At 39.8% G+C, this 23,210-nt stretch carries 7 protein-coding genes and 1 pseudogene; all 8 read left to right on the forward strand.

Annotated features, from left to right (window positions below; translation table 11 throughout):
- Positions 1-612 precede the first annotated feature (612 nt).
- The 8 genes and pseudogenes from HVN35_06220 (at position 613) to HVN35_06255 (ending at position 23,037) form a co-directional block, all read left to right on the forward strand.
- Positions 613-972, forward strand: a complete 360-nt coding sequence (locus tag HVN35_06220) for a DUF86 domain-containing protein (protein NYB52134.1) — start codon at positions 613-615, stop codon at positions 970-972.
- Between the two features lie 2 nt (positions 973-974).
- The gene (locus HVN35_06225; protein ID NYB52135.1) at positions 975-1,358 is read left to right on the forward strand and encodes a nucleotidyltransferase domain-containing protein; all 384 of its coding nucleotides are present in this window, start codon (positions 975-977) and stop codon (positions 1,356-1,358) included.
- Positions 1,359-2,390: 1,032 nt separating this feature from the next.
- On the forward strand, positions 2,391-7,553 hold the full coding sequence (locus HVN35_06230; GenBank protein NYB52136.1) for a cobaltochelatase subunit CobN: 5,163 nt from the start codon (positions 2,391-2,393) through the stop codon (positions 7,551-7,553).
- 740 nt (positions 7,554-8,293) lie between these two features.
- On the forward strand, positions 8,294-12,133 hold the full coding sequence (locus HVN35_06235; protein NYB52137.1) for a cobaltochelatase subunit CobN: 3,840 nt from the start codon (positions 8,294-8,296) through the stop codon (positions 12,131-12,133).
- Positions 12,134-12,483: 350 nt separating this feature from the next.
- The gene (locus HVN35_06240; GenBank protein NYB52138.1) at positions 12,484-15,210 is read left to right on the forward strand and encodes a metal-binding protein; all 2,727 of its coding nucleotides are present in this window, start codon (positions 12,484-12,486) and stop codon (positions 15,208-15,210) included.
- Between the two features lie 331 nt (positions 15,211-15,541).
- The gene (sppA, locus tag HVN35_06245; protein NYB52139.1) at positions 15,542-16,444 is read left to right on the forward strand and encodes a signal peptide peptidase SppA; all 903 of its coding nucleotides are present in this window, start codon (positions 15,542-15,544) and stop codon (positions 16,442-16,444) included.
- 271 nt (positions 16,445-16,715) lie between these two features.
- A pseudogene (gene mtrA, locus HVN35_06250) lies at positions 16,716-17,225 on the forward strand (tetrahydromethanopterin S-methyltransferase subunit A).
- A gap of 1,090 nt (positions 17,226-18,315) precedes the next feature.
- The gene (locus HVN35_06255) at positions 18,316-23,037 is read left to right on the forward strand and encodes a cobaltochelatase subunit CobN (protein NYB52140.1); all 4,722 of its coding nucleotides are present in this window, start codon (positions 18,316-18,318) and stop codon (positions 23,035-23,037) included.
- Positions 23,038-23,210: the final 173 nt, after the last annotated feature.

Raw genomic sequence — 23,210 nt, forward strand, 5'->3', positions numbered from 1 at the left:
TGCTTTGCAGCCCGTTTCGAGCTAATTCTTGCTGAAATGTTCTACTATCGATAAGTTTAATTACTTTGCCGAACAAGGTCCAAATAGGGTCTTTTGAATCAGGATTTAGAGGGATATTCATTTTTATCACCCAATAAAATATTATATCCCATAATTGATAAATATTTCGATTCTTAAGACCCTATTATGATATATGGAGATTTTTCGATTGTACTTTTATTAAAGACATTCGGATAAGAATTGATGTGTGAAATCATGTCCAAACAATTCATAAATTTCCATATCAAATCAGACACCATGTTTAAAAATATTTTTTATTCTTTCTTTTTTTTATATACTTTTTTTAAAGCAATTTGTATTTATTCAAAAATTTGTTTCAAAGTAGTAGAATATGTTCAAATCAAGATTAACAAGTTTTTCTCATATTATTCAATATTCAATTAGGCTATGTTTAATCAAAAGCATTTTAAACCAAATTAACAAAACACATATTGAAATACAATTATTATATTTGCTCTAAATTCATAATAATAAGTATTGTCTTGGAGAATATTTTATGGATAAAGAGAGAATATACATCAAGCTAGATGAGATAGATAGTACCTTCAGGAGATAGAAGACATTATTCCTTCTTCATCTGGAGAGTATTCTCCAGACAGGGTAACGAGGAGGGCGTTGGAAAGATTGATTCAGATAACCATAGAGGCGGTTATGGATGTTTCGGCTATGCTTGTTAAGGAGATGAGGTTGGGTTTACCTTACCAGGAGGAAGATTTCCTGGATAAAATTAGTGGAACAGTTTTAAATCCGGATTTAGTTATGAAACTCAGGAAAATGAAGGGTTTTAGGAATGTATTGTTACATGGATACTCTAGAATCGATGACGAACGGGTTTATGAAATTCTTACTCGCGATCTGGGTGATATAGTCGAATTTAAAGAAGCTGTCATAGACTTTCTTAGGAGAAATTAGAGATGATTGATGTTGAAAAAGTAGAGGCCATCTTAGGCAAACTTCAACATTTGATGGAAAAGGATCAGGATATTCTGGCTGTAATAATCTATGGTAGTTATGCTCGGGGGGAAGAAGCCCGCGATGTGGATTTATGTCTGGTTTTATTCCCAGATAAAGTTGGAAAAGGTTTAGATAAGCGGATAGAATATTCTTACTATGATGTGGTTGATGTTCAAGTTTTTCAGGATCTGCCCATATACATAAGGCCCCGCATTATTCGAGAAGGTAAAGTGATTCATGTAAAGGATGAAGATATGCTTTATGATGTTGCAATTGAGACATCCAAGGAATATGAACTTTATCGCCCTAAATATGAGTTGTATCTTGATTCTGTTGCAAAATGATATTCAATTAGATTATTTACAAAATATATTGTTTTTTTTAATTTTTTCCATTTTGGTTTCCAGTTTTTTTTAGGGTTGTCCAATATATATGATTCTGATAACTGAAATTTTTCTTATTCTGCAATTCAAAGTTTTATTTGTCCTTATTTTTTTCTTGATTTTGAACTATTGGACAGCCCTAAAAATCTATTTAACTACTCAACAAGTTTATTTTGAAAATAGATAATAAATTATGGGAATTTCTAAAAACCTCTAAAAATTTTGATTGATTAAAATTTGGTCTGACCCTTTTATGTGTTGATTTCCCGGAGTATGGTGCTGTTAGGGATTCTTCCAGGGTCCAGAGGTGGTCTATAATTTCTGCAGACATCATTGGAGTTCTTTTTTGATATTTTATCCATATTAACGTTTAAAATGAGTTTTAAAAGGTTTTTTTATGGAATCATGTGTTCTTACGAAGTTATATTTGGACATTTATAATATGGTGTGATTTGGAGCCATTCATCTTTTTTTTATACTCAATGTTTTTTTTTTGTTAATCTGTTGTTATCTTATCCTATGAGTCAAATTCTCTCGTTCTATGTAAGACTTAGAGATAATAAATTGCTCAAATCTTTTTTACGACCCTATATAATGTTTTTTTTTTAATATTAACGATTTTCCACCCTTCTAGTTCCTTCACTACTTGGGCATACTTATAATCCACAAAGGGCATTAATTTCGGTTTTCAGCGACCTTAATCGCCTATATGTCCTCGAAAAGTCCTTAATAGGGTCATATTTGTCCAATAATGCTTTTGCGTAGTATTTTTTATGGGTTTCTCTTAGTTGGTTTTAATTTATTCTCTTCCATGATTTTTTATTACAAATACCTTTTAACAATATAAATTTGGTATTACTTTTTAATTAGTTATTACAATTATTTGTAATTCTGTTGATTTAGTAATAACATAAAACATATATGTGGTATTACTCCACATTAATTTTGACTAATACAATTAAATTAATTAAACATAAAAGGAGGTGAAAAAGTATGAGAAAACAAGCGACACACAAAATGATTCTAGTAACAGCATGTCTTGTTTTCGCATTATCTCTTGCCAGCACGGTGGCAGCAGAAGAAACAACAGAAGGTGATCCTGGCGGAAACTATTTAAATTCAGCAGACACACAGTCTTCCAATTCAACATTGGTGGATCCACAAATTCTTGTAATAGGTTCTTCTACTGCGGTTAAATCATATAATGAGGTGGCAAAGACGCTGATGAATGAGACTAATTCTGAATACCCAGGACTGGTGAAATTTCAGATTAGATCCACTTCTCAAATTGGAAACATGACCGCAGAAGAGCTAAAAAATCTCATCAATAGCTCAGATATAATACTAGCTGAGTGGGGAACCCAACTGAAAACCAATGGATTCGAATCTGTGATAGTGAATAACCCTGAAATCATACAAAATAAATTATTCTTCGTGTTCGAAAGTGAACCTTCACTTTTAAAACTATGTAGAATAAATGGAACCCAAGTATTCACTGGAGTTACTGATAGTGACCTAGGCGCATACAATAAACCAGGAACGCTAATTGGTGCATGCCATGATGGTGATGTAGACACACTGCTCAGTTACAAACAAAAATATCCTCTAAATACTGCACTGCATGATTGGATAGACTGCGCTGTTTATTTTGCAGGAGGAGGTAGTGAAAACCTTGAAAACCAGTTTAAATGGGCATTGCAGAAATTTACAGAAATAAAAGGTGCAATCTGGCCTTCCAAATGGGCTCCAAAGCCTGTTGAAAAAGGTGCAATTCTCTCACAAGAATTCCTTTACAGAGATGGTCAAAGATACACCAAGGAACAATACTTTGCCAAATACCCCCTAGACTCCAGTAAACCAACAGTGGCGGTTTTAACATACGTGGGCAGTACCGGAGAAGTGACTTATGAAGCTGCTTTCCAACAAATCATTGACAAACTGGTTTCCAAAGGAATGAATGTAATTCCAGTAGTGGGAACCTGGTCAGCTTCATTAAAACTCAATGACACAGCAATACTGGACCTTGCTAAAACTTTATGCTCGGAGGGACAAACAGTAAACATAACTGCCAAAAAAGGAATTGGTAACTACACCGAGGATGAAAAAAATGATATATGTGGTGTTGTTTCCGATACTACAGCGATAATCTATGAAATAGACATACTAGATTCACAGGGTAATAAAGTAAAAAATGTTAAAATTAGCCAGTTACAACCTGCAAATATCTACTCTGCAATGGTTAAATTTTTAACAGATGCTAAAAATGTGGTACAATACGAAGCAGATCCTAAAAAGTATCCAGTTAATGCCCATGTGATGATAGATCTTCTTACATTTACCACAGGTTCTACAACATCTTCAGTTCAGGTAAACAGGTTCTTTGATTATTCTGACATTCCAGTTCTAAAGGCAATGATCACATCTTCCACTTATAGAACAGAAGGTCAGTGGATGGTTTCTGATGAAGGTTTCAGCTGGGTGTCAGTATACTGGCAGATGGCTCAACCAGAAATGCAGGGAATGATAGAACCTATAGCAATTGGTGTTGGTGAGATTGGCAAAGATTCGGAAACAGGTGCGCAATGGGATATTACCGTTAGCATACCTGAAAGAATTGAAAAACTCACTGACCGAGCATATAACTGGTGCCTGTTAAGTAAGTTGCCAAACATTGCTAAAAAAATAGCAATGGTATACTACAATTACCCACCAGGAAAACAGAACATTGGTGCCAGTTATCTCAACGTACCAGAAAGCATTGTTGAAATATTAAAAAGACTGAAAAATGAAGGCTACAATGTAGGTGAGATCCCAGACAATGCCGATGCACTCATAAGCTTAATGCTGGAACGGGGAATAAATGTTGCAAACTGGGCACCAGGTGAACTTGAAGCTCTGGCCAATAACCCTAACACCATACTCTGGCCCGTTGAAGAGTACGAAAAATGGTTCAAAACACTCGATCCCATAGCACAAAAAGAGATGGTAGAAGGACCATCAGGATACATTGAAGAACTCACAAAACTTGCAGTAGAATACATTAAAAAAGGAGATCCTAGAGTAAAAGATGAGATGATCAAATCCCTAGATAAATGGGCTCAAGAAATGGTTTCTAATGCCAACACATACCCTGAAAAATCAGCAAGTGCAATATTGCAAATCAATAAAATGAGAGATGCTCTTAAAACAGTTTTAGAAAATGTTTCAGCAAACCAGGACCCAACAAGTGCTTGGAATTCTTTCTATGAAGCAAAGAATGCATTCCGTACCCTGAATATGTCTGGAATGACTGGTTGGGGTGAATTACCTGGAAATGTAATGACAGTGACCAAAAATGGTAAACAGTACATAGTGATCCCGGGAATGCTATTTGGAAATCTATTCATAGGTCCAGAGCCACAACGTGGCTGGGAGGCTGATGCATCAAATTTCTATCACAGTACCATTGTTCCACCACCCCACTGTTATCTTGCTTGGTATGCATGGGTGAACACAGTGTACAAGGCCAATGCACAGGTACACATCGGAAGACACGCCACTTACGAGTGGACTCCAAGGAAACAATATGCACTGGCAGACTTTGACTACCCTGATATCTGCATAGCTAACACACCATCAATATACATCTACATAATGGACGGTGTTGGTGAAGGATTACAGGCTAAAAGAAGAGGTCTCGCAGTAATGATAGACCATTTAACACCACCCATGATGACTACACATCTCTATGGAGGACTTCAAGAACTTTCAGGACTGGTTGATAATTATGAAAGAACACCAGATGGAAATCCCATGAAACAGGAATACGCAACCAAAATCAAGGAAAAAGTTATTGAACTCCATCTTGGAACTGACATTGGATTAAATGATCCTCAGAACATCACTGATGCCGATATTGACAAAATCCATGATTATCTTCTCAGTCTGGAGCAAACTCTGATGCCTTATGGATTATCTACATTTGGTAAGCCCTGGAGCCTTAATGAAACAGCCCTTCTAGTAGCTTCAATGCTCTCACCAGATAGTTCTAAAGATCCTTCATTACAGAGACTAATCAGCAAACTCAATGGATGGGACTTCGATAATTTAACCCTTGGACAGGCAGAGATTGTGAATGATCAGGCCATAGAGATGATCAAAGATCTATTGAGTGGTAACAGTATCGATGATATAATTCAAAACATCAATGATCAGTCATTGAAAGCAAGTCTAAGAACAAAACTTGAAACTGCCCTTGTTTATGGGAAGAACATAAACGACAGTTTCACCTCAGAGATGGATGCACTTGTTGAGGCACTTTCTGGACATTACATTACCCCAGCTAAAGGTGGCGATCCAGTAAAAGCGCCATACGCTTTACCAACAGGTAAAAACTTCTATGCACAGGATGACAATACTTTACCAACATCAACCGCATGGGATCTTGGTAAAAGGCTCGCAGACATGGCATTAGCTCAACTGGATACAATTCCTCAGAAAATAGCCGCTGTTGTTTGGTGTGTGGAGACAGCCAGGGATGATGGTACAATGGTATCATTTGTTCTAAGAATGCTGGGAGTTCAACCCAAACTTGATGATAAAACCTGGCTGGGTGGAGGTAAATTATCCAACATCATACCAACACCATTAACTGAGCTATTAACGGATCTCAACAAGGTCAGGGCAAGCATGGGTCTTACACCACTAACTGAAAGACCAAGAATTGATGTGGTTACCACAACCAGTGGTCTTTTCCGCGACCTTTTCCCCAACCTTGCCTCTAAAATGGATGTTTCCTATAGGGTTGCTCTGGTATCATCTTACTCAACGATACTCGAAAAATATCCGGAGTTAGAAGTAGAGCTTAAAAAGGCAATTGATCCTCTTATAACAGGAAAATATCCGCAGGCAAAAACACTTGATCTTCTACTTAAAGCATACGATTTAAAAGATCCCATCAGCAAAAATTACGTTGCTTCAGACTGGATAAGTCTTGTAAAAAGTGGCTATGATGGGGATACAGCGATAACCAGAATTTTCGCACCTCCTGTAGGGGACTATGGTGCTGGAGTCAATCACGGAGTAGAAGAAGCATGGACATGGGATAATCGTGAAGAACTGGCAGATGTCTACCTGAGGAGAATGAGTCATTCATACTCCAACACTGGGTGGGGTGTCTCCAATCAGAAGCTCTTCGAAGACCTGCTTAAGGGAATCAATGTAGCATATCACAGTAGAAGTACAAACCTTTACGGAGTCATTGACAACGATGACTACTATGACTACTTCGGTGGACTTTCAATGGCTATTGAAAAGGTCAATAATGGAAAAGCACCAGCCTTAAACGTGTTATACTATGCAAATCCAGCTAATCCGCAGGTCATGTCACTACAACAGTTCATGGCACAGGAAATGAGAAGCAGGTACTACAATCCTGAATGGATCAAAGGAATGATGAATGAAGGATACAGTGGAGCAAGGTACATATCCAATAAATTCGTCTCCTATCTCTGGGGATGGCAGGTGACCACTCCACACCTAGTCCATGATTGGATGTGGGATGAAGTAACCAATACTTACATCAAAGATCAGTATAATCTTGGTGTGAATAATTGGCTTTCCAGTGGTAACCGGGTCTTTGCCATGATCAGTATCACAGGAACACTTCTGACTGCAGCCCATAAGGGTTACTGGCAGGCTGATCAGGCTACACTTAACTTAGTGGCCAATAAATGGGCTCAGCTAATTGCTGCTCATGGTGTGGCATGTTGTGACTGTAGCTGTGGTAATATTGCCATGATAGAATGGGCTTCACAGTATGTGAATCCAGATATTTTATCAAAGCTAAATGCCCAGCTTTATAAGGCAACTGGAAACCCCGGTTTTGCTCCCAGTCCAACACCTTCACAACCTCAAAGTGAGGCTTCTAGTGCACCACAGTCTGCGGGTTCAACTTCCAGGTCATCATCACAGAGTAGTGGTGTGGCTGGAGAGGTCGGAGAGCAATCTCAGTCTCAAGAGAGTACCACTCCTGGTGACCAGGGACAGGCCAAGGCTTATGAGGTTTCCCAGCAGGGTAATTCCGGAACATCTGATTCTGGTTTACCAGCAGCCGCAATCATAGGTGTTATTGTGTTAGTAGGCCTGATTGGGTTTGGATACTTCCGTGTGAGGTAAAATAACCTTTTCCCCTTTTCTTTTTTGGGTTAAATCCTTTTTTTCTTTTTTTTTTTGAATTGTTTTTTTTTAATTCTTTCCCCTTAACCTGTCAGATCTTTTTTTGGAAAAGTCATGAAGCATGTTGAGTTGGGTTCTGATTTTTTTTGGTAATAATAAATTGCCTGAAATCCTGTTTTTAGTATTATATTTAATTTAATTATTACAATTTACAGATTTTTGATAAATTAGTAATACTATATATATAAATATAATTATTAACAATTTGTTATTGAATTTTTATTTCAAAAAGAAAAAGGAGGTGAAAAAGTATGAGAAAACAAGTGACACACATAATGATTCTAGTAACATCATGCTTTGTTTTCGCATTGGCGCTATCAGGAACGGTAGCAGCAGAAGATTCACAGGGAGGTGCACTGGACGGTAACACAATCCTGCAGAGTAATTCTGACCAATCAAACAGCGATATTGGTTCTCTGGATGATGATCCCCGAATTTATGGTGTAATTAAAGAAAATACCACACCAGCCATTGGGGCGATAATAACCATCAAGAATCCAACAAACAATGCAGTGATAACATCTGGAACCACCAATTCAAGTGGGGAGTATGATATAAATTTCATATCCAGTCTCACCGAGTTCAAGGTGGAAATATCTTACTTAACCTACAAAAACTTCACCACAACAGTGACTCCCACAGGATTACCTGTACCCACAGCCAACCTGAACCACACTTTCATGCCATCTCAGATGCTGAAACCAGTTAAAATGGTGGTGCTGTTGACGGGCTGTGTGGTGGGAACAGTGGACCCCATGGTCAATGATGTCTACAAAAACATGTTAGTACCACAGGGCTACGATTTCCAGCTGAAAATATACACCATGGATGATATCAATACCTTCAATTCCAAAGCCACTGAATTCAGAGAAGAACTGAAAACCACTGATATATTCTTCCTATTCACCAGACCCAATTATCCGTTGACTGGAATGACCTACGGCACAGATTTTGATGCACCAGCCGACTTCAAAGCTATGGTGAGTCAGATGCCCCTGGATGCGAGGGTTTTCATCCTGGGACCTACCAAACCAGCTAACATTACCACAGTCAACATCACCACGCTACCTGCCTATTCTGCAGTGGCAGCACCAGCCCTGAGCAAGGAAAATGTGAAAAGAGTACTTCTGGAGATTTTAAGACAGAGCAATGCCATCAACATATCTCCCAATGACACCAAACTCGTACCTGGAATCCAGGATTTCATTTACCACCCAGATGCACCTAACACTTTCACTGATCGTCAGAATTACATAGACTGGTATAAAAGCAGTGGTCATTACAAGGAAGGCGCACCCTGGATTGGTATCACCATGCTCAACAGGTACTATATTTCAGGGAATATGGCTACCTACCTAACCTTGATTTATAATCTGGAGAGCAAGGGGGTCAATATCATACCCTACTTCTACTGCACAGACCCCATTAACCCTTCCCGAAAATTCTTCATGGAAAATGGAACCACTGCAATTGATGCACTTATAGCCTGTGTACAGTTCGGTTACTGGCCGGACAATCAGACAGTACAGTTCTTTACAGATCTTGATGTAGCTGTACCCAGCCCAGTTCCAATTTTCCTGCAGACCACCCTGGATGATTACGTGCAAAAAAAGAGCAACAACAATCTAAAGGGTCTGGAATACTTCTGGCTTGCCATGTTTGAAATGCAGGGACGAATCGAACCCATCCTCATCGGAGGGGACAATTATGTCGGAACTGACCCGGAAACAGGTTACAACCTTAAAGAATACGTACCCTACCAGCCAGGAATTGATCAGCTTATCAACCGCACCCTGGCCTGGTCACAGCTCAGAAACAAGGATAACAACAATAAAACAGTGGCAATAGTCTACTTTGACAGCACACACGATGAGGGAATCCCAGTAACCAATGGGCTGAACCTTTATGAAAGTTTAAGTAACATAATAGGAGCTCTTCAAGCCAACGGTTACAACACAGGGACAGCCAACCTAACAGCCAGTGACTTAACTGCTCTGATTAACAGCAAAGGTAGAAATCCATCTATATACGCTCCAGCGGATGTTATTACCCTGATCCAAAACGGTGCAGTTCTGGTAACTAAGGAAGAATATCTACAATGGTATTCAGCCCTACCCGCATCTCTCCGCCAACAAGTGGAGGATGTATGGGGACCAGCACCGGGTAATGTCATGGTTTACCAGGATAAAATCGTTATCCCAGGTTTTATGCTTGGAAACATATTCCTGGCACCCCAACCAGTCTGGAAATGGAATGGAACCCTCACCAGCCTCAATAACAACACACTACCACCCACACACCAGTACATTGCCTTCTACCTCTACCTGCAAAACAAGTTACATGCCGATGCCCTGGTGCACATTGGACAGCACGGAACACTGGAACTATTACCCGGACACACCAACGCCCTAACTGAGGATGACTGGCCCAATACCCTTATAGGGTATCTGCCTAACATCCACCTGCTCAAGATGTCGGACCCCTTGGAAGCAGTGATCAACCCGGTAAAAAGGAGAAGCTACGCAGTCACCATATCCTACCTGATCCCCCCAGTGACAGAAACAGCACTCTACGGGAACTTACAGGAAATGCACGATCTTATCGGCCAATACGATGACGCAGTGGCTAAAAATAACACAGAACGTCAGGAAATCATAAAAAATCTGATATGGGAAAAGATCAACAATGAACCTGGTTTAAAGGAACGTCTGGGCATAACATCCAACACCAGTTTCTTGGTGGCCTACAATAAACTGCACAACTATTTACATGATCTGCAGTTAATCCTGACTCCCTATGGCTTGCATACCTTTGGAGAGTTACCAGACAATGAAACACTGGAAAAATTCATTGATGCCATCATTGCCTTTGATCCGGTTAATCGAACTGCCCTGCGAGACCAGATCAGGAATCTCCTTATCCAGAGTGCAGCCAATGAAATGAATTCCCTGTTAAGCGCACTGCGTGGAGAGTTCATCCAGCCGGTAAGTGCCAAAGATCCCATAAGACTACTGGACACACTTCCTACTGGTCGTAACATGTACTCCTTTGACCCTTCAGCCATACCAGACTCGGCAGCTATGATCATGGGAGGTAAGGCTGCTGAAGAGATGCTAAAACGATACAGGCAATCCAACAACAATAACTATCCTGAAACCGTGGCCATAGATATTGGAGATATCATCACCACCAATGGGCAGAGTATTGCATCCATATTTTACATGCTGGGTGTAAAGCCCATCACTGAAAATGGTCTGGTAATAGGAACTGAACTAATTCCCCTGGAAACCCTGGGAAGGCCCAGAATCGACGTGTTAATCAGTGACTTCCATAATTTCCGAAGCGCGTGCCCGGCTCTAATGGATGTAATCGACTACGCCATAAGACAAGTGGCCACTGCCAATGAATCAGCCCAAAACAACTATGTGCGTAAACATTACCTGGCACTGAAAACACAGCTTTACAATGAATTCCTATCCAGTGGAATGAGCACCGCGGAAGCTGAAGAACAGGCAGAAAGATTCGCCCGTAGTAGGATATTCGGTCTCCCCTCGGGTGCGGATCCACATGGAGTAGGAGTAGACAGAATACTCTGGTCCCAGGATAACTGGACAGAACAGCAACTGGCAGAAACCTATCTCAGCTACTATTCCTACGCTTATGGCCGGGGAATGTCAGGGGTACCAGCCAAGAGCACCATGGAGGCATTACTTAGAACTGTGGACACCACCATGGTTATAATGCCCTATCAAACTCCTGGTGAGGGAACCTGTCTATACCGGGTGTCAGCAACCCTGAACTTCATGGTGGGATATCTTACCAACAGCAAAATCGACAGTTACATCGTTAAAACATGCTATGAAACTCCCCTGGTGAAAACCATGGAGGAATCATACTACGACGATGTTAAAGTCACACTGCTGAACCCTAAATGGATTGAAGGAAAACTCAGGGAAGGGCCATCCGGACATGCATCCATTTCCTTCCAGATAAGGGATTTGTTCACATCCAATGCCCTGGTTGATCTTACAGACAGCAGGACCTGGCAGCAGATTGCAAACACTTACCTGTTTGACCAGAACATGTACAGTAAGCTGGATCCTTCGGCAGCTAAAATAATGACCAAATTTATTTACCAGGCTCATCAGCGTGGTATGATACAACTGTCATCAGCCCAGGCTGCCCAGCTGGCCCAGGCACTGGGTATTCATGTGGAAAGCAGCAACCCGGACCAGCCCAGCACCACAACCACTTCTACTGGCAATGTTCAGAGAAGTTATGGTGCCTCCCGAGGTTACCAATCTAGTTCTGTGGGTGAAACTGGCCAGCAATCAGCTAGTTCTCCTGAAACATCAGGAGCTCAAACAGCAGGTGATATTGGTAAATCCTATGAAGTTTCAACACCCTCAGCAGAAGCTGCTGATGACACTCCATGGGGTACCTACGCTGTGGTGGGAATTGTGTCTGTACTGGCTTTAGCTGGAATTGGATTCTTCTTTAAGGGAAGTCTCTTCGGATAAAAAAAATCAATCCTTTTCCCCCATTTTTTCTTTTTTTGGGCCATAATCAATACTTATCGTTTTTTATTCTCTTTTTTTATGATTATTATCAAAAGTGAGATTTACTGGAATTTTATCTCTTTTAACTACAAAAAACATGACTAGTTACCTTTTTTAACGAAGCTGTTTCCCAATAATAAGTAATAAAAACTATCTTAAAATCTTAATTTTTGTATTAACTATATACTATTTATTACGTTTCAAAGGGAAATTCACCTTATGGTAATAACATAAATATTATATAATATATTACTACAACTGTCTTTTGACATATAATTTGTCAAGATAAATTATAAAAGGAGGTGAAAAGGATGAAAAAACAAGGAGTAATATTGGTAATAGCTGCTTTATTGGCGCTGATTCTTTGTGGAGCAGTTTCTGCTACGGATTCATCTACAACTGGGGGTGAAGGTAATCTTGATGTTAATGCTTCGGAACCTGTTGACCCCATTTTATGGTTGAATGTAGGTTACGAGTATGCAGATGATAAGATTAACCCAGAAATCACAGTAACTGATTCTGCCAACAAAAGTGTGGCATTTGAAAAGACCAAATACACAGACACCCTGTACAAGTTGAACTTCACCTATGCTGGTGTAGCCAACGAAACCCTGTTCAATGTGATGGTAAGCGCTCCAGGCTACAAAAGTCAGACAAAGCAGATAGCAGTTAACCAGGCAGGATCTGACCCCGAGTTCATTGGAAGTGCAAACTTCAACATGCAAGCCACAGAAAACTACAAACTAGGTCGTGAAGTTACAGCCAAAGCAGACCAGGCATTAAACTTTGCAACTGCAGATGAAGTGCTATGCATAACCACCGCAGGATTAACATACCGTAATGGCACTACTACTGAAGACTGTTTAGAAGGTATTTTAAACGGTTCAAATGGAAAAATTAGCTACGGTCAAGGTAACCTCTTAACGCTCAGAAAAAATCGGGCGGATCCTGTGGATTTTGCCTTCATAACCAGAAGAGGAACAGATTTAACGGCAGTTTTCTTTAAGAATGGTGGACTAACGCCGTCTTATCAGGGTACTTTCTCTGAAAACATGAGTCAGGATCACTGGACCAACATTATAGTTCCTGCGATAGGGGATGATGCTTTTGGTTATGTCAGTCTGGCAAATGCATGGGCAATTGGACTTTCAACTGATGTTTTGAGACAGGCTGCTTTCCATGGTCATGTTTGTCTGGGAACTATCAGTGGACAGGCCATGATACAAACTCTACTGAAATATTATCCTCCCACCACTGACACTGGGTTACCACTGGAGGGAGTTAGTTACCTAGTTTTAGGTGTACCCGGAAACTCAGATGATGATGCCTTTGTGTACGCCATGGATGATACACCTGGTAAACGCGCCTACATTGGAGTTGCAACAATGGCAGGCACAAACATGGTAGGATTCATCCGATGGAACAGTCAAACAAACAATGGAACATTAGTGGTAATGAAATTCGACGAAGATGTCATTGTCAATATGTTTAAACGAGAAACAGGTCTTACTGCATATGGGGGTATATCTTCTGAATTGAAATTCAACAAATGGCTAGTAGGGAAATTGCAAAATGATCCTGTGTCACTAGTAACTATTGTTAAAGAGTTGGATGGACTCACTGAGGAACAATACCACTACTTGGCAGGATACGAACCTGAAAAAGGAAACACCACAGTAGAGGGTCATGGATTGGACATGGATTACATTAACACCCTAAATCTACCTAAAGCAACCAGACAAAATATGCAGTACACAGTTGGTAATTTGACCCCAGAACAGATTAAACAAATTGGAATTGACGCTGCCAAAAAAGCCATAGAACTCTTCAAGGCAATGGGAATAACTATAGAGAAAGACGATTCCCGTTTAACTGTCTTAACTTCCGCAGGTTATGTACGTTTAAATGGCCAACCTACTGATATGACTTGGGACGGTCTATTTGACATTCTCGGAACAAGACTTTCAAGAGCAACTCTACTACCAGTCCACAGCGCACTATGGAAATCACTCATATTCGAATTTGCTTATGAAAACGGCACCAAAGTACTAACCAAAACTATGCACTATGATATTGCCACTCAGAAGTTAGTGGTGGATTCAAAGGCCAGTTACAGTATTGAGGGTGTCTTGTTATATGATCCACCTTATGATGCATTGATGGCATGGTTATTCCACAACCACATTTGTGGAGGTAGTTCACCAGGATACTTGCTCACTGACTACATACTGGATAACTACCCTGTGGGAGAAGATGAGAAATATATCTACGTAACCACTCTGGACAACTGTAAAGATGATATCATTTCATATCTTCTGGGAGTGTCCGCAGGATCCGGAACCTACTACAACATAAGACTCACTACCACAGACACCTCAGCTGGAAGTAATGGTGGTGGAGGTATGAATGGTATGGTGGGTATTATAATAAAATGGAATGAAAAGTTGAAGATAGGTACTGCAGCCATCATTAATTGGCAGAGTCCAGATTTTGCTAGGGGTTCAAACTCTTATGAGGAGTACATTAAGTTGTATAAGGGTGACACTTCTTCAGCTAACTTGCTTTCTTTACACAAAATTAGTGTAGAGGCTGAACGTCTTATAACCCAAGAAGATCTGGCTTTTATTGTATCTGGAGGATCTGGGTCGGTTAATTCGTTGAGTTACGTTATTGGATTGCCGGTGCGTAGTCTTTCTGATTTAATACCTGTTCAGGGAGGTTCACAATCTGATGGTTCAACTTCTCAGGGAACTTCAACCGGATCAGGACTCATAACTTCAACCGGATCTGGTACTGGTGGGTTCTTCAGAGGCTCTGTGGGCACTACTGGTGCTGCAGTGAATGCTGCAACCCAGACCACCATTACTGAGGCTGGTGCTCAGCCTGCAGGTGATGCTGGAAAATCCTATGAGGTAACCCAAGCCGGAAAACAGGGATCAGATGACACCCCATGGGGTACTTATGCTGTGGTGGGAATCTTATCTGTTCTGGCTTTAGCTGGAATTGGATTCTTCTTTAAGGGAAGTCTCTTCGGATAAAAAAAATCAATCCATTTCCCCATTTTTTTCTTTTTTTTTAAAAAAATAGAATCGAGTGTTTTATTCACTTCATCAGCTCTAATTAAATCATGTTTTTTAAAATTCAATCATTATTACAAATAACTGATTCATCACTATAAATGTAATAATATAATATAAACCGAAAGTATTATATGTTGGGTTAAAATTATAGGATATAATGGATTTAATTGCACTAAAATGGAAAATTATAACTTAATTAGCCATTGGGATTTTTCATTGAGTTCATATCATAACTAAAACCTATTTCATTCACTGAGTATTTAAAACAAAATAAATCGAGGTGGTTTATATAAATAAAAATACTAAATTACTGATATTAGGATTGGGTGGTCTTTCAGTTATGGCTGTATTTGCCGTGGCCATGCTGGCCATAATATCATCTTCTTTCGGAGGGACGGTGGCCGTAGTACCTATTCAAGGTCAAATTGGATATGGTTCAGCCAATGTACTGGGTGGAAGTGTTGTAAACCCTGAAAAAATCAAAACACAAATTCGCAATGCTGAAGAGGACAGTTCAGTTCGTGCAATTCTACTGGATATCAACAGCCCCGGTGGAACACCAGTTGCCAGTGAAGAAATCATGAATGCCGTTAAAAACTCTAAAAAACCCGTTGTTTCATGGATAAGCGACTCGGGAGCATCAGGAGCCTATCTAGCAGCAACAGGATCCGATAAAATTGTGGCAAGTAACTCCTCCATGGTGGGAAGTATAGGGGTGATAATGGATTTAACCAATCTATCAGAACTTTACGAAAAACTGGGAGTAAACCGATCTTCCATTACAGCAGGTAAATACAAGGATATGGGGGCTGACTACAAGAATCTAACTCCTGAGGAGCAGAGCATACTCCAGAGTATGGTGAATGAAAACTATGATAATTTCATGACCATAGTAGCAGAAAACAGAAACTTAAGCAAAGACTATGTGTCAAGCATTGCAGAAGGCAGGATATACACTGGAAAACAGGCCAAAGATCTCAAACTCATTGATGAAATCGGAGGAAAAGATAAGGCACTGGATATTGCTGCAAAACTGGGAGGAATCCATGGATCATATAAAGTGGTTACTATGACCTCTCCCCAGTCATTTGACGACCTTTTAAGCACCGTATCCTCTAAAATAGGCTATTCCATAGGGAAAGGAATCGGCAGCCTATTGGAGGAGAATTCCATTCAAAATGCAATGTATTAATAAACACATTCAATTTCTAAATTGGTTGATTATAGGGTATTTGGCTTTAAAATCAAATACCTAACTGCTTATTTTTTTTAAGAACTTTTTCTTATTTGTTTATTGGAATTAACATTCACAGTTATCCTAAATCAATTCACAAATATTTTTAAAAAATACTTTAATATTATTAAAGTAAAATGGAAATATTTATATTCAGTTAATTCATATTAAATAAATGAAATTTCATTCTAGGAATATTATATTTTTGATCAAACTGGAGGTGTTTTAGATGGTGGAAAAGAAAGAACCAGCAGAAGGATGGCCGGTGATTAATGGGGACTATGTGGTGGGTGACCCTAAAAGTTGTGTGGCTGGCGCTACCTTGGCTTCCCACATTGAAGAAGTTCTGGTAGATGCAGGTGCGGCCATTGCCGGGCCCTGTAAGACTGAAAATTTGGGAATTGAAAAGATGATAGCCAACCTGATTTCCAATCCCAACATCCGCTTCCTGATACTCTGCGGATCTGAAGTGCAGGGACACATCACTGGTCAGAGCATTGAAGCCTTACATGCCAATGGAGTTGATCCTGAAAAAAGGAAAATTATTGGGGCCACAGGAGCCATACCATTCATCGAAAACATGCCTGATGAGGCTATTGAACGTTTCCAGAAACAGATGGATATAGTGAGCATGATTGATGTAGAAGATGCTGCAGCCATCCAATCTAAAGTCAAAGAGTGCATCGAGAAAGATCCAGGGGCCGCAGAAGAGGAAGCCGTGATTATAAAAATGGAAGAAGATGAAGTAGATCCGGAAGATGAAGGAAGGTTAATAGAAGAGCCGGTAATTTTAACCTACTCAAAGTACAAGGTCCATTTATTGACTGAGAAAAATACATGACAATAGATTGGATGGGTTTAGATTGAATAGGGTGTTAGATTTAATGTGAAAATTGGGGAATTTAAGGATTTTTTTAATTTTTGTGTTTATTATAGTTCTTTTTTAAAATTCATTTTTTTTTTATTTGATTATATTGATTTTAAAGGGTCTTTATATTGAAAACTTAAATAATGATCTTTAATACTATTTTTTAGTGATAAAATTGAAAATGCCATTGGTTTACGATATAAAAAAAATCCTAAATGAAAATTTTGGACTTAATAATATAGATATAGGCTATAGAGAAAACTAGCAGGAATTAATTGGAAAAGGTTATTAAAACAGTTAAAAAGATACTGGATACTATAAAAATTGGATTATTTGCCATTTTTTTTATGGAATTGATATTGAATATGTATGTAAATGATTTAAATAACAGTGAAGAGTTAAGAAAAGCTTTCAGGTTCAAATCAACTTTAGATTATCTAGAACTCATTTAAAGGTTTTTAAAGTTTTAATGACTGCTATTTTTTTTGCAGGAAATAAAAGGCACTGATTTGAATTTTACACCATACTAATTCCTTTTTCATTTAAACTGTTTTCAGCAGTATTATTGATTTTTCTCTTAATTTATGGGATATAAATGAATAAACTTTTACCATGGATATCAAAAAGGGCCAATAACAATTTTATTATATCTAATCGCAGAATTTATTTATTTATTTATTTATTTCATTTTACTATTTAAAAAGTATTAAAGGGACCCAGGAGGTCTAAGTCCCTTATTTGTGGCACCTTTAGGAAAACAAGGAGTTTTTTATGGACCCTATTGGTGTCAATTTTATAGGTGTATGGATCAAACTATTCCTTTAACTTCATAATATATAAAATTTACTTTAATTTTTTTAAAGTATTATGGATACTATTATATACAACATTAACTTAATAGTTTTCAAGCATTCTTGAAAATGATCAATGAATGCTAAACTAACAAAAAGGAGGTGAAAATATGAGAAAACAAGCGATTTTACTAGTAACGACAATTGTTTTCGTATTGCTCCTCTCAGGAGGAGTATCAGCAGAAGATTCACAGGGAGGTGAGATATTCAGCCAAGACGATGTTATTCAATATGCAAGTTCATCCAGCTGGACATCAGATTCCTATGACAATTCCACTTTAACTACCGATAGTCAACAAGAAGCTTTAGATCCACGATTTTATGGGGTTGTAACCGAGATCTACAATGAAAGTTCCGGAAAATATACCAGTCTTGAAAATGCAATTCCAGTTACCGGTGCAACCATCACCATAAAAAACCCCATTGATGACTCAGTAATTGTCACTGGAACTACCAATGCCAAAGGACAATATGACCTCAGTTTCATATCCACCCTGACAGAGTTCAAGGTGGAAATAGCCTACTCAACCTACAAAACCCGCATTTTCAACGTCACACCAACGGGCACACCTATACCTGAAGCAGAGCTAAATCATACATTCATGCCGGATATTGCAATTATTAGTTCAGTTCCAGAGAAAGGGCAGGGACTAAAAGATCTGGCTAATCGCAGGCTTATTTATCTAGACATGTGGGATCCCAACTCATCACCTGCAAACGACTGGATCATGAAGTACGTGAACTTCGCCTACTTGGACATGGCCATGCCAGGAACCACATGGGGAGATTCATGGTATGATGAACTACTCCAAAGCCCAGCCAATCAGAATTATATGATTTCAGATGGTTTTGGTTATCCTACATGTGACCCGGACACAGACCCCTACGGTGGAGATGGTCTACACCTTTTAGGTGGCCACGACACCAGTGACACTGCAGATACAGTGGAAAACACTTATGTTGGTTCATACTATGCACTGGCTACTGGTTCAGCACTCCTGACTAACTTGCAGAACATGGTGGAATATATCTATTTCCTCCTAGGAGAAACCACACTCAATCCCACCCAGAATGGTAAAAGTCCCATAATGGCCACCCCAGACTGGGGTTTGTATCATCCAGACATGGGAGTCCTATCTGCTGTTCCCACCCAGATACAGATCAAAAACTGGATAGAAGGAAACCCTGGATACATAGCACCCTATTACAGTCTTAAATGGATCGACGAAGATTACGGCACATGGGCTTCAACAGCCCGTGATAATCTATACAAACAGTTTGAAAACTGGTACAACACTAACAAACCAGGAATAACAGGACCATTCATAGTAATAACCAGTTACAGTCCAGGGGGAGCATGGGCACCTGCCATAGATGCTCTGATAACAGAATATCAAAGTCAGGGTAGGGCAGTGGTGAATCTGTTCCAGGGAGCTACCAACCCACCTATAAGCAGCCTGTTAGAAGAACTGGTACTGGGAAAAAATGGTAACGGACCATTAAAACGAGGAGTATCAGCAGTCACATCATTATACAGCTGGTCAATGAACTACGCTAACCTCTTTGGAGGTGATGGGGCTTTAACTGAACTGGAAAGAATGAACATCAAAGCCATCAAGGCAGTTCAACTCTTCGATGAGAACAGTTTAACCAATCCTTTGGGAGCTCAGTATGAATGGACCTTCGCAGTAACTTATCCCAGCTTTGAAGGAGTATTCAGTCCAGTAGTAATATCCTACAGTGATAGTAACTACATTGAACATACCCTTGAATCTGGAATAAAAAAAATAGCCAGTTTAACTAACCAGTGGGCTATACTCAAAGAATTATCCAATGCAGAGAAGAAAATAGCCATAATTCTTTACAACTATCCTCCTGGAAAGGCAGAAATGGGTGCATCATACCTTGATGTATTCCAGAGTGTCCGTGATCTCCTGGCGAAGTTAAAGGATGAAGGTTACAACATTGGAACAGAGGAAATACCCACGGCTGATGCACTTTACACTCTGGCTGCTGAATTTGGTAACAAGGGTAGCTGGGCACAACCACTCCTAGAACAGTACGTTCAGAACAACCTGGAAAAACTGCAAATCAACGGACAACTGGTCAATGCAACCACCTACATGGCCTGGTTCAACCAGTTACCAGTGGCATTGCAACAACAGGTGATTGAAAAGTGGGGTGCTGCTCTGGGTAATATCATGGTCTCTTCCGGGTCAATTGTGATTCCTGGCATTATGTTAGGTAACGTGTTCATCACAGTTCAGCCCAGCAGAGGATGGGAAGAAGTAGAAAATTACCACGATGCATACTTACCACCACACCACCAGTACATAGCATTCTACAAATGGCTGGAGGAAGTATTCGGTGCCAATGCCATGATACACATGGGAACCCACGGAACGCTGGAATTCCTTCCAGGAAGAAATGTGGGTCTGCAGGAAGATGACTGGCCTTTCCAACTTTCAAACATACCCAACATCAACCCCTACATAGTATCCAACCCTGGAGAGGGATTGGTAGCAAAAGACAGAGCCAGCGCACTAATAATAGATCACATGACACCAGCAATGGTTCGATCTGAGTTATACGGTGATCTGGCTGTAATCCATGAATTAATACACCAGTACGAAAATGCATTGAAACTGGGCAATTACCAGATATTACCTGCCATTGAAGCACAGATAACATCTAAAACCAATGAAATGGGGCTTGAAAGTCAGGAAGCCGGTCAAAATTTCGGTAATTGGTTGGAAGGAATTCATCTAAAATTGCATGAAATTGAAAACGATATCATACCACTTGGTTTACACAGTATAGGTAAGATTTTAAATGGAGATGAATTGGTAGAAGAAATTTTAACCATAGCCTCATCCATGACTCAAATAACAAATCATGTGAAAAATGTTCTTTATCCAGCCATAACCGTGAACTACTATGATATGCAGAAAGATACTCAGTACGAAGACGAACTTGAATCCATAGATAACCAGATTCGAAAATACATTGAAAGAATAGCGAATGGTGAAGATCCAACAAGTTTAGGCGTAACCAGCAGTGATCTACTTGCAGACCTTAACTACTGTAAGCAAACCATCAATAAAATAAGGGAAAATCAGGAATGGAAAAATCTTCTGAATGCACTTAATGGTGGGTTTGTTAGATCAGGTTTAGGAGCAGACCCGGCTTACGCTGATGTTTTACCAACAGGAATGAACTTCTACGGCGCTAATCCTAAGAAAATGCCCACTAAAGCCGCATGGGAAACCGCTAAAAAAGTAGTAGATAAACTTTTAACCGATTACTACAAGGAACATGGCAGATTCCCGGAAACCATAGGCATGATCATGTGGGGAACCGAACTACTTAGAACCGATGCCATAGCAATTGCAGAGTTCTTATACCTTTTAGGTGTGCAACCGGATTGGAATGATAACGGGGATGTGCAGTCCATGCCTAAATTGATTGCACTGGAAAACTTGACCATTACTATTGATGGTGTCACCATGCAACGACCCAGAATCGATGTATTCACCACTGCAGTCACAGGTAATGAGATATGGATCAACCTCATGAACAATGCCGTGAAACTGGCAGCAGAAGCACTTGGAGAAAACACCAATCAGAATTACGTCAAAAAACATCTCTCTGAAAACGATTCTTTAGACCGTATTTTTGGTCTTAGAGGACTGGTTTTAGAAGGAACTGGAATTTCTGATCTGGTGCCAAACACCAGTAAATGGGATACCAGTGATGAACTGTCCAGTGTATATCTATCCCGTGTTTCCTATGCCTGGAGAACCACTAATAATGGGGTCAGCATTCAGCAGAACAGAAACACCTTCCAATATCTCTTGAGAAACATGGACATGGTAACTCAAACCATTGACAGCACTTGGAGATTACTGGACACCGATGACTACTACGACTGGTTCGGTGGAATGTTACTGGCATCACGTAGTTTGGGCGGTAGTCCAGATGCCATACTGGCCGATATCCGAAACAAAAACAACGTGGTAACCCGAACTGCACAGGAAGAGGTTGAACTGGAAATGCGATCTCAACTCTTAAACCCCGCCTACCAGGATGCACTGCTGGGAACTCCCAGTGGATGGATGGAATATGCCTCAAGATACGAGAACCTATTTGGAATGCATGCAACCACAGGATGTGTTTCCAACCAGATGTGGGCTCTAGCAGCTCAAAATCTCTTAAGTAACCGTTTCACTGGAAACACTAATTATCAGGCCTATGCAACCCAAAGTATGCTGGGATGGGTCATTGAAGCTTCCCGTAGAGGTATGTGGCAAGCTGATCCGCAGCTTTTAACAGCTCTAAAAGACAAGTACATGCAACTTGTTAACGAGTACGGGGTCTCATGCTGCCACCACACCTGTGGGAACCTAGCCTTCAACCAGTATATGGTTATGGGTTCATCACTGAGCACAGCTCAACTACAGCAGTTTGCAAGTGTTCTACAAGCTGCAACTGGTGAATTGGTTACAGTTGGTACTACAGGACAAACAGGACAGGTAGGTCAGAGTACTGGTCAAAGTAGCTCTAGCAGTAGCAGTGGTCAAACCAGTAGTGTAGGCTCATCTTCGGGAACAGTTTCTTCTGGAGATGCTGGTGTTGCACAGGAAACCTCAACTTCTGGAGAGCAAGCAGGAGCCACTGGTGAAGGTAGTGCATATGAAGTTTCAAAAGCAAGTCAACAGGGTTCAGGCCAGTCCAACATGCCTATTGTGGCTATTGTTGGTGTGCTGATCCTGGTTGGGCTGGTTGGTTTAGGATACTTCAAGACCAACATCTTCGTTTTCTTCAAAAAATAAGCAATTTTTCCCCTATTTCTTTTTTTGGGTATTTATCAATCTTTTTTTTTATTCAACTTATTTATGCATTTTATTTAATATTTTATGCTCATATTCATTGATTATCAGAAATATTTATATTAAAGTTAATTTTAAAATTAATCAAGCATTATTGAAAAAGATCAATGAATGCT

It is taken from the genome of Methanobacteriaceae archaeon (assembly GCA_013403005.1).
Lineage (GTDB): Archaea > Methanobacteriota > Methanobacteria > Methanobacteriales > Methanobacteriaceae > Methanobacterium.

Excerpts from the sequence above, each read along its gene's own strand:
- HVN35_06225 (NYB52135.1), top strand. The coding sequence starts at position 975 with ATGATTGATGTTGAAAAAGTAGAGGCCATCTTAGGCAAACTTCAACAT.
- HVN35_06230 (NYB52136.1), top strand. The coding sequence starts at position 2,391 with ATGAGAAAACAAGCGACACACAAAATGATTCTAGTAACAGCATGTCTT.
- HVN35_06235 (NYB52137.1), top strand. The coding sequence starts at position 8,294 with ATGCCATCTCAGATGCTGAAACCAGTTAAAATGGTGGTGCTGTTGACG.
- HVN35_06240 (NYB52138.1), top strand. The coding sequence starts at position 12,484 with ATGAAAAAACAAGGAGTAATATTGGTAATAGCTGCTTTATTGGCGCTG.
- HVN35_06255 (NYB52140.1), top strand. The coding sequence starts at position 18,316 with ATGAGAAAACAAGCGATTTTACTAGTAACGACAATTGTTTTCGTATTG.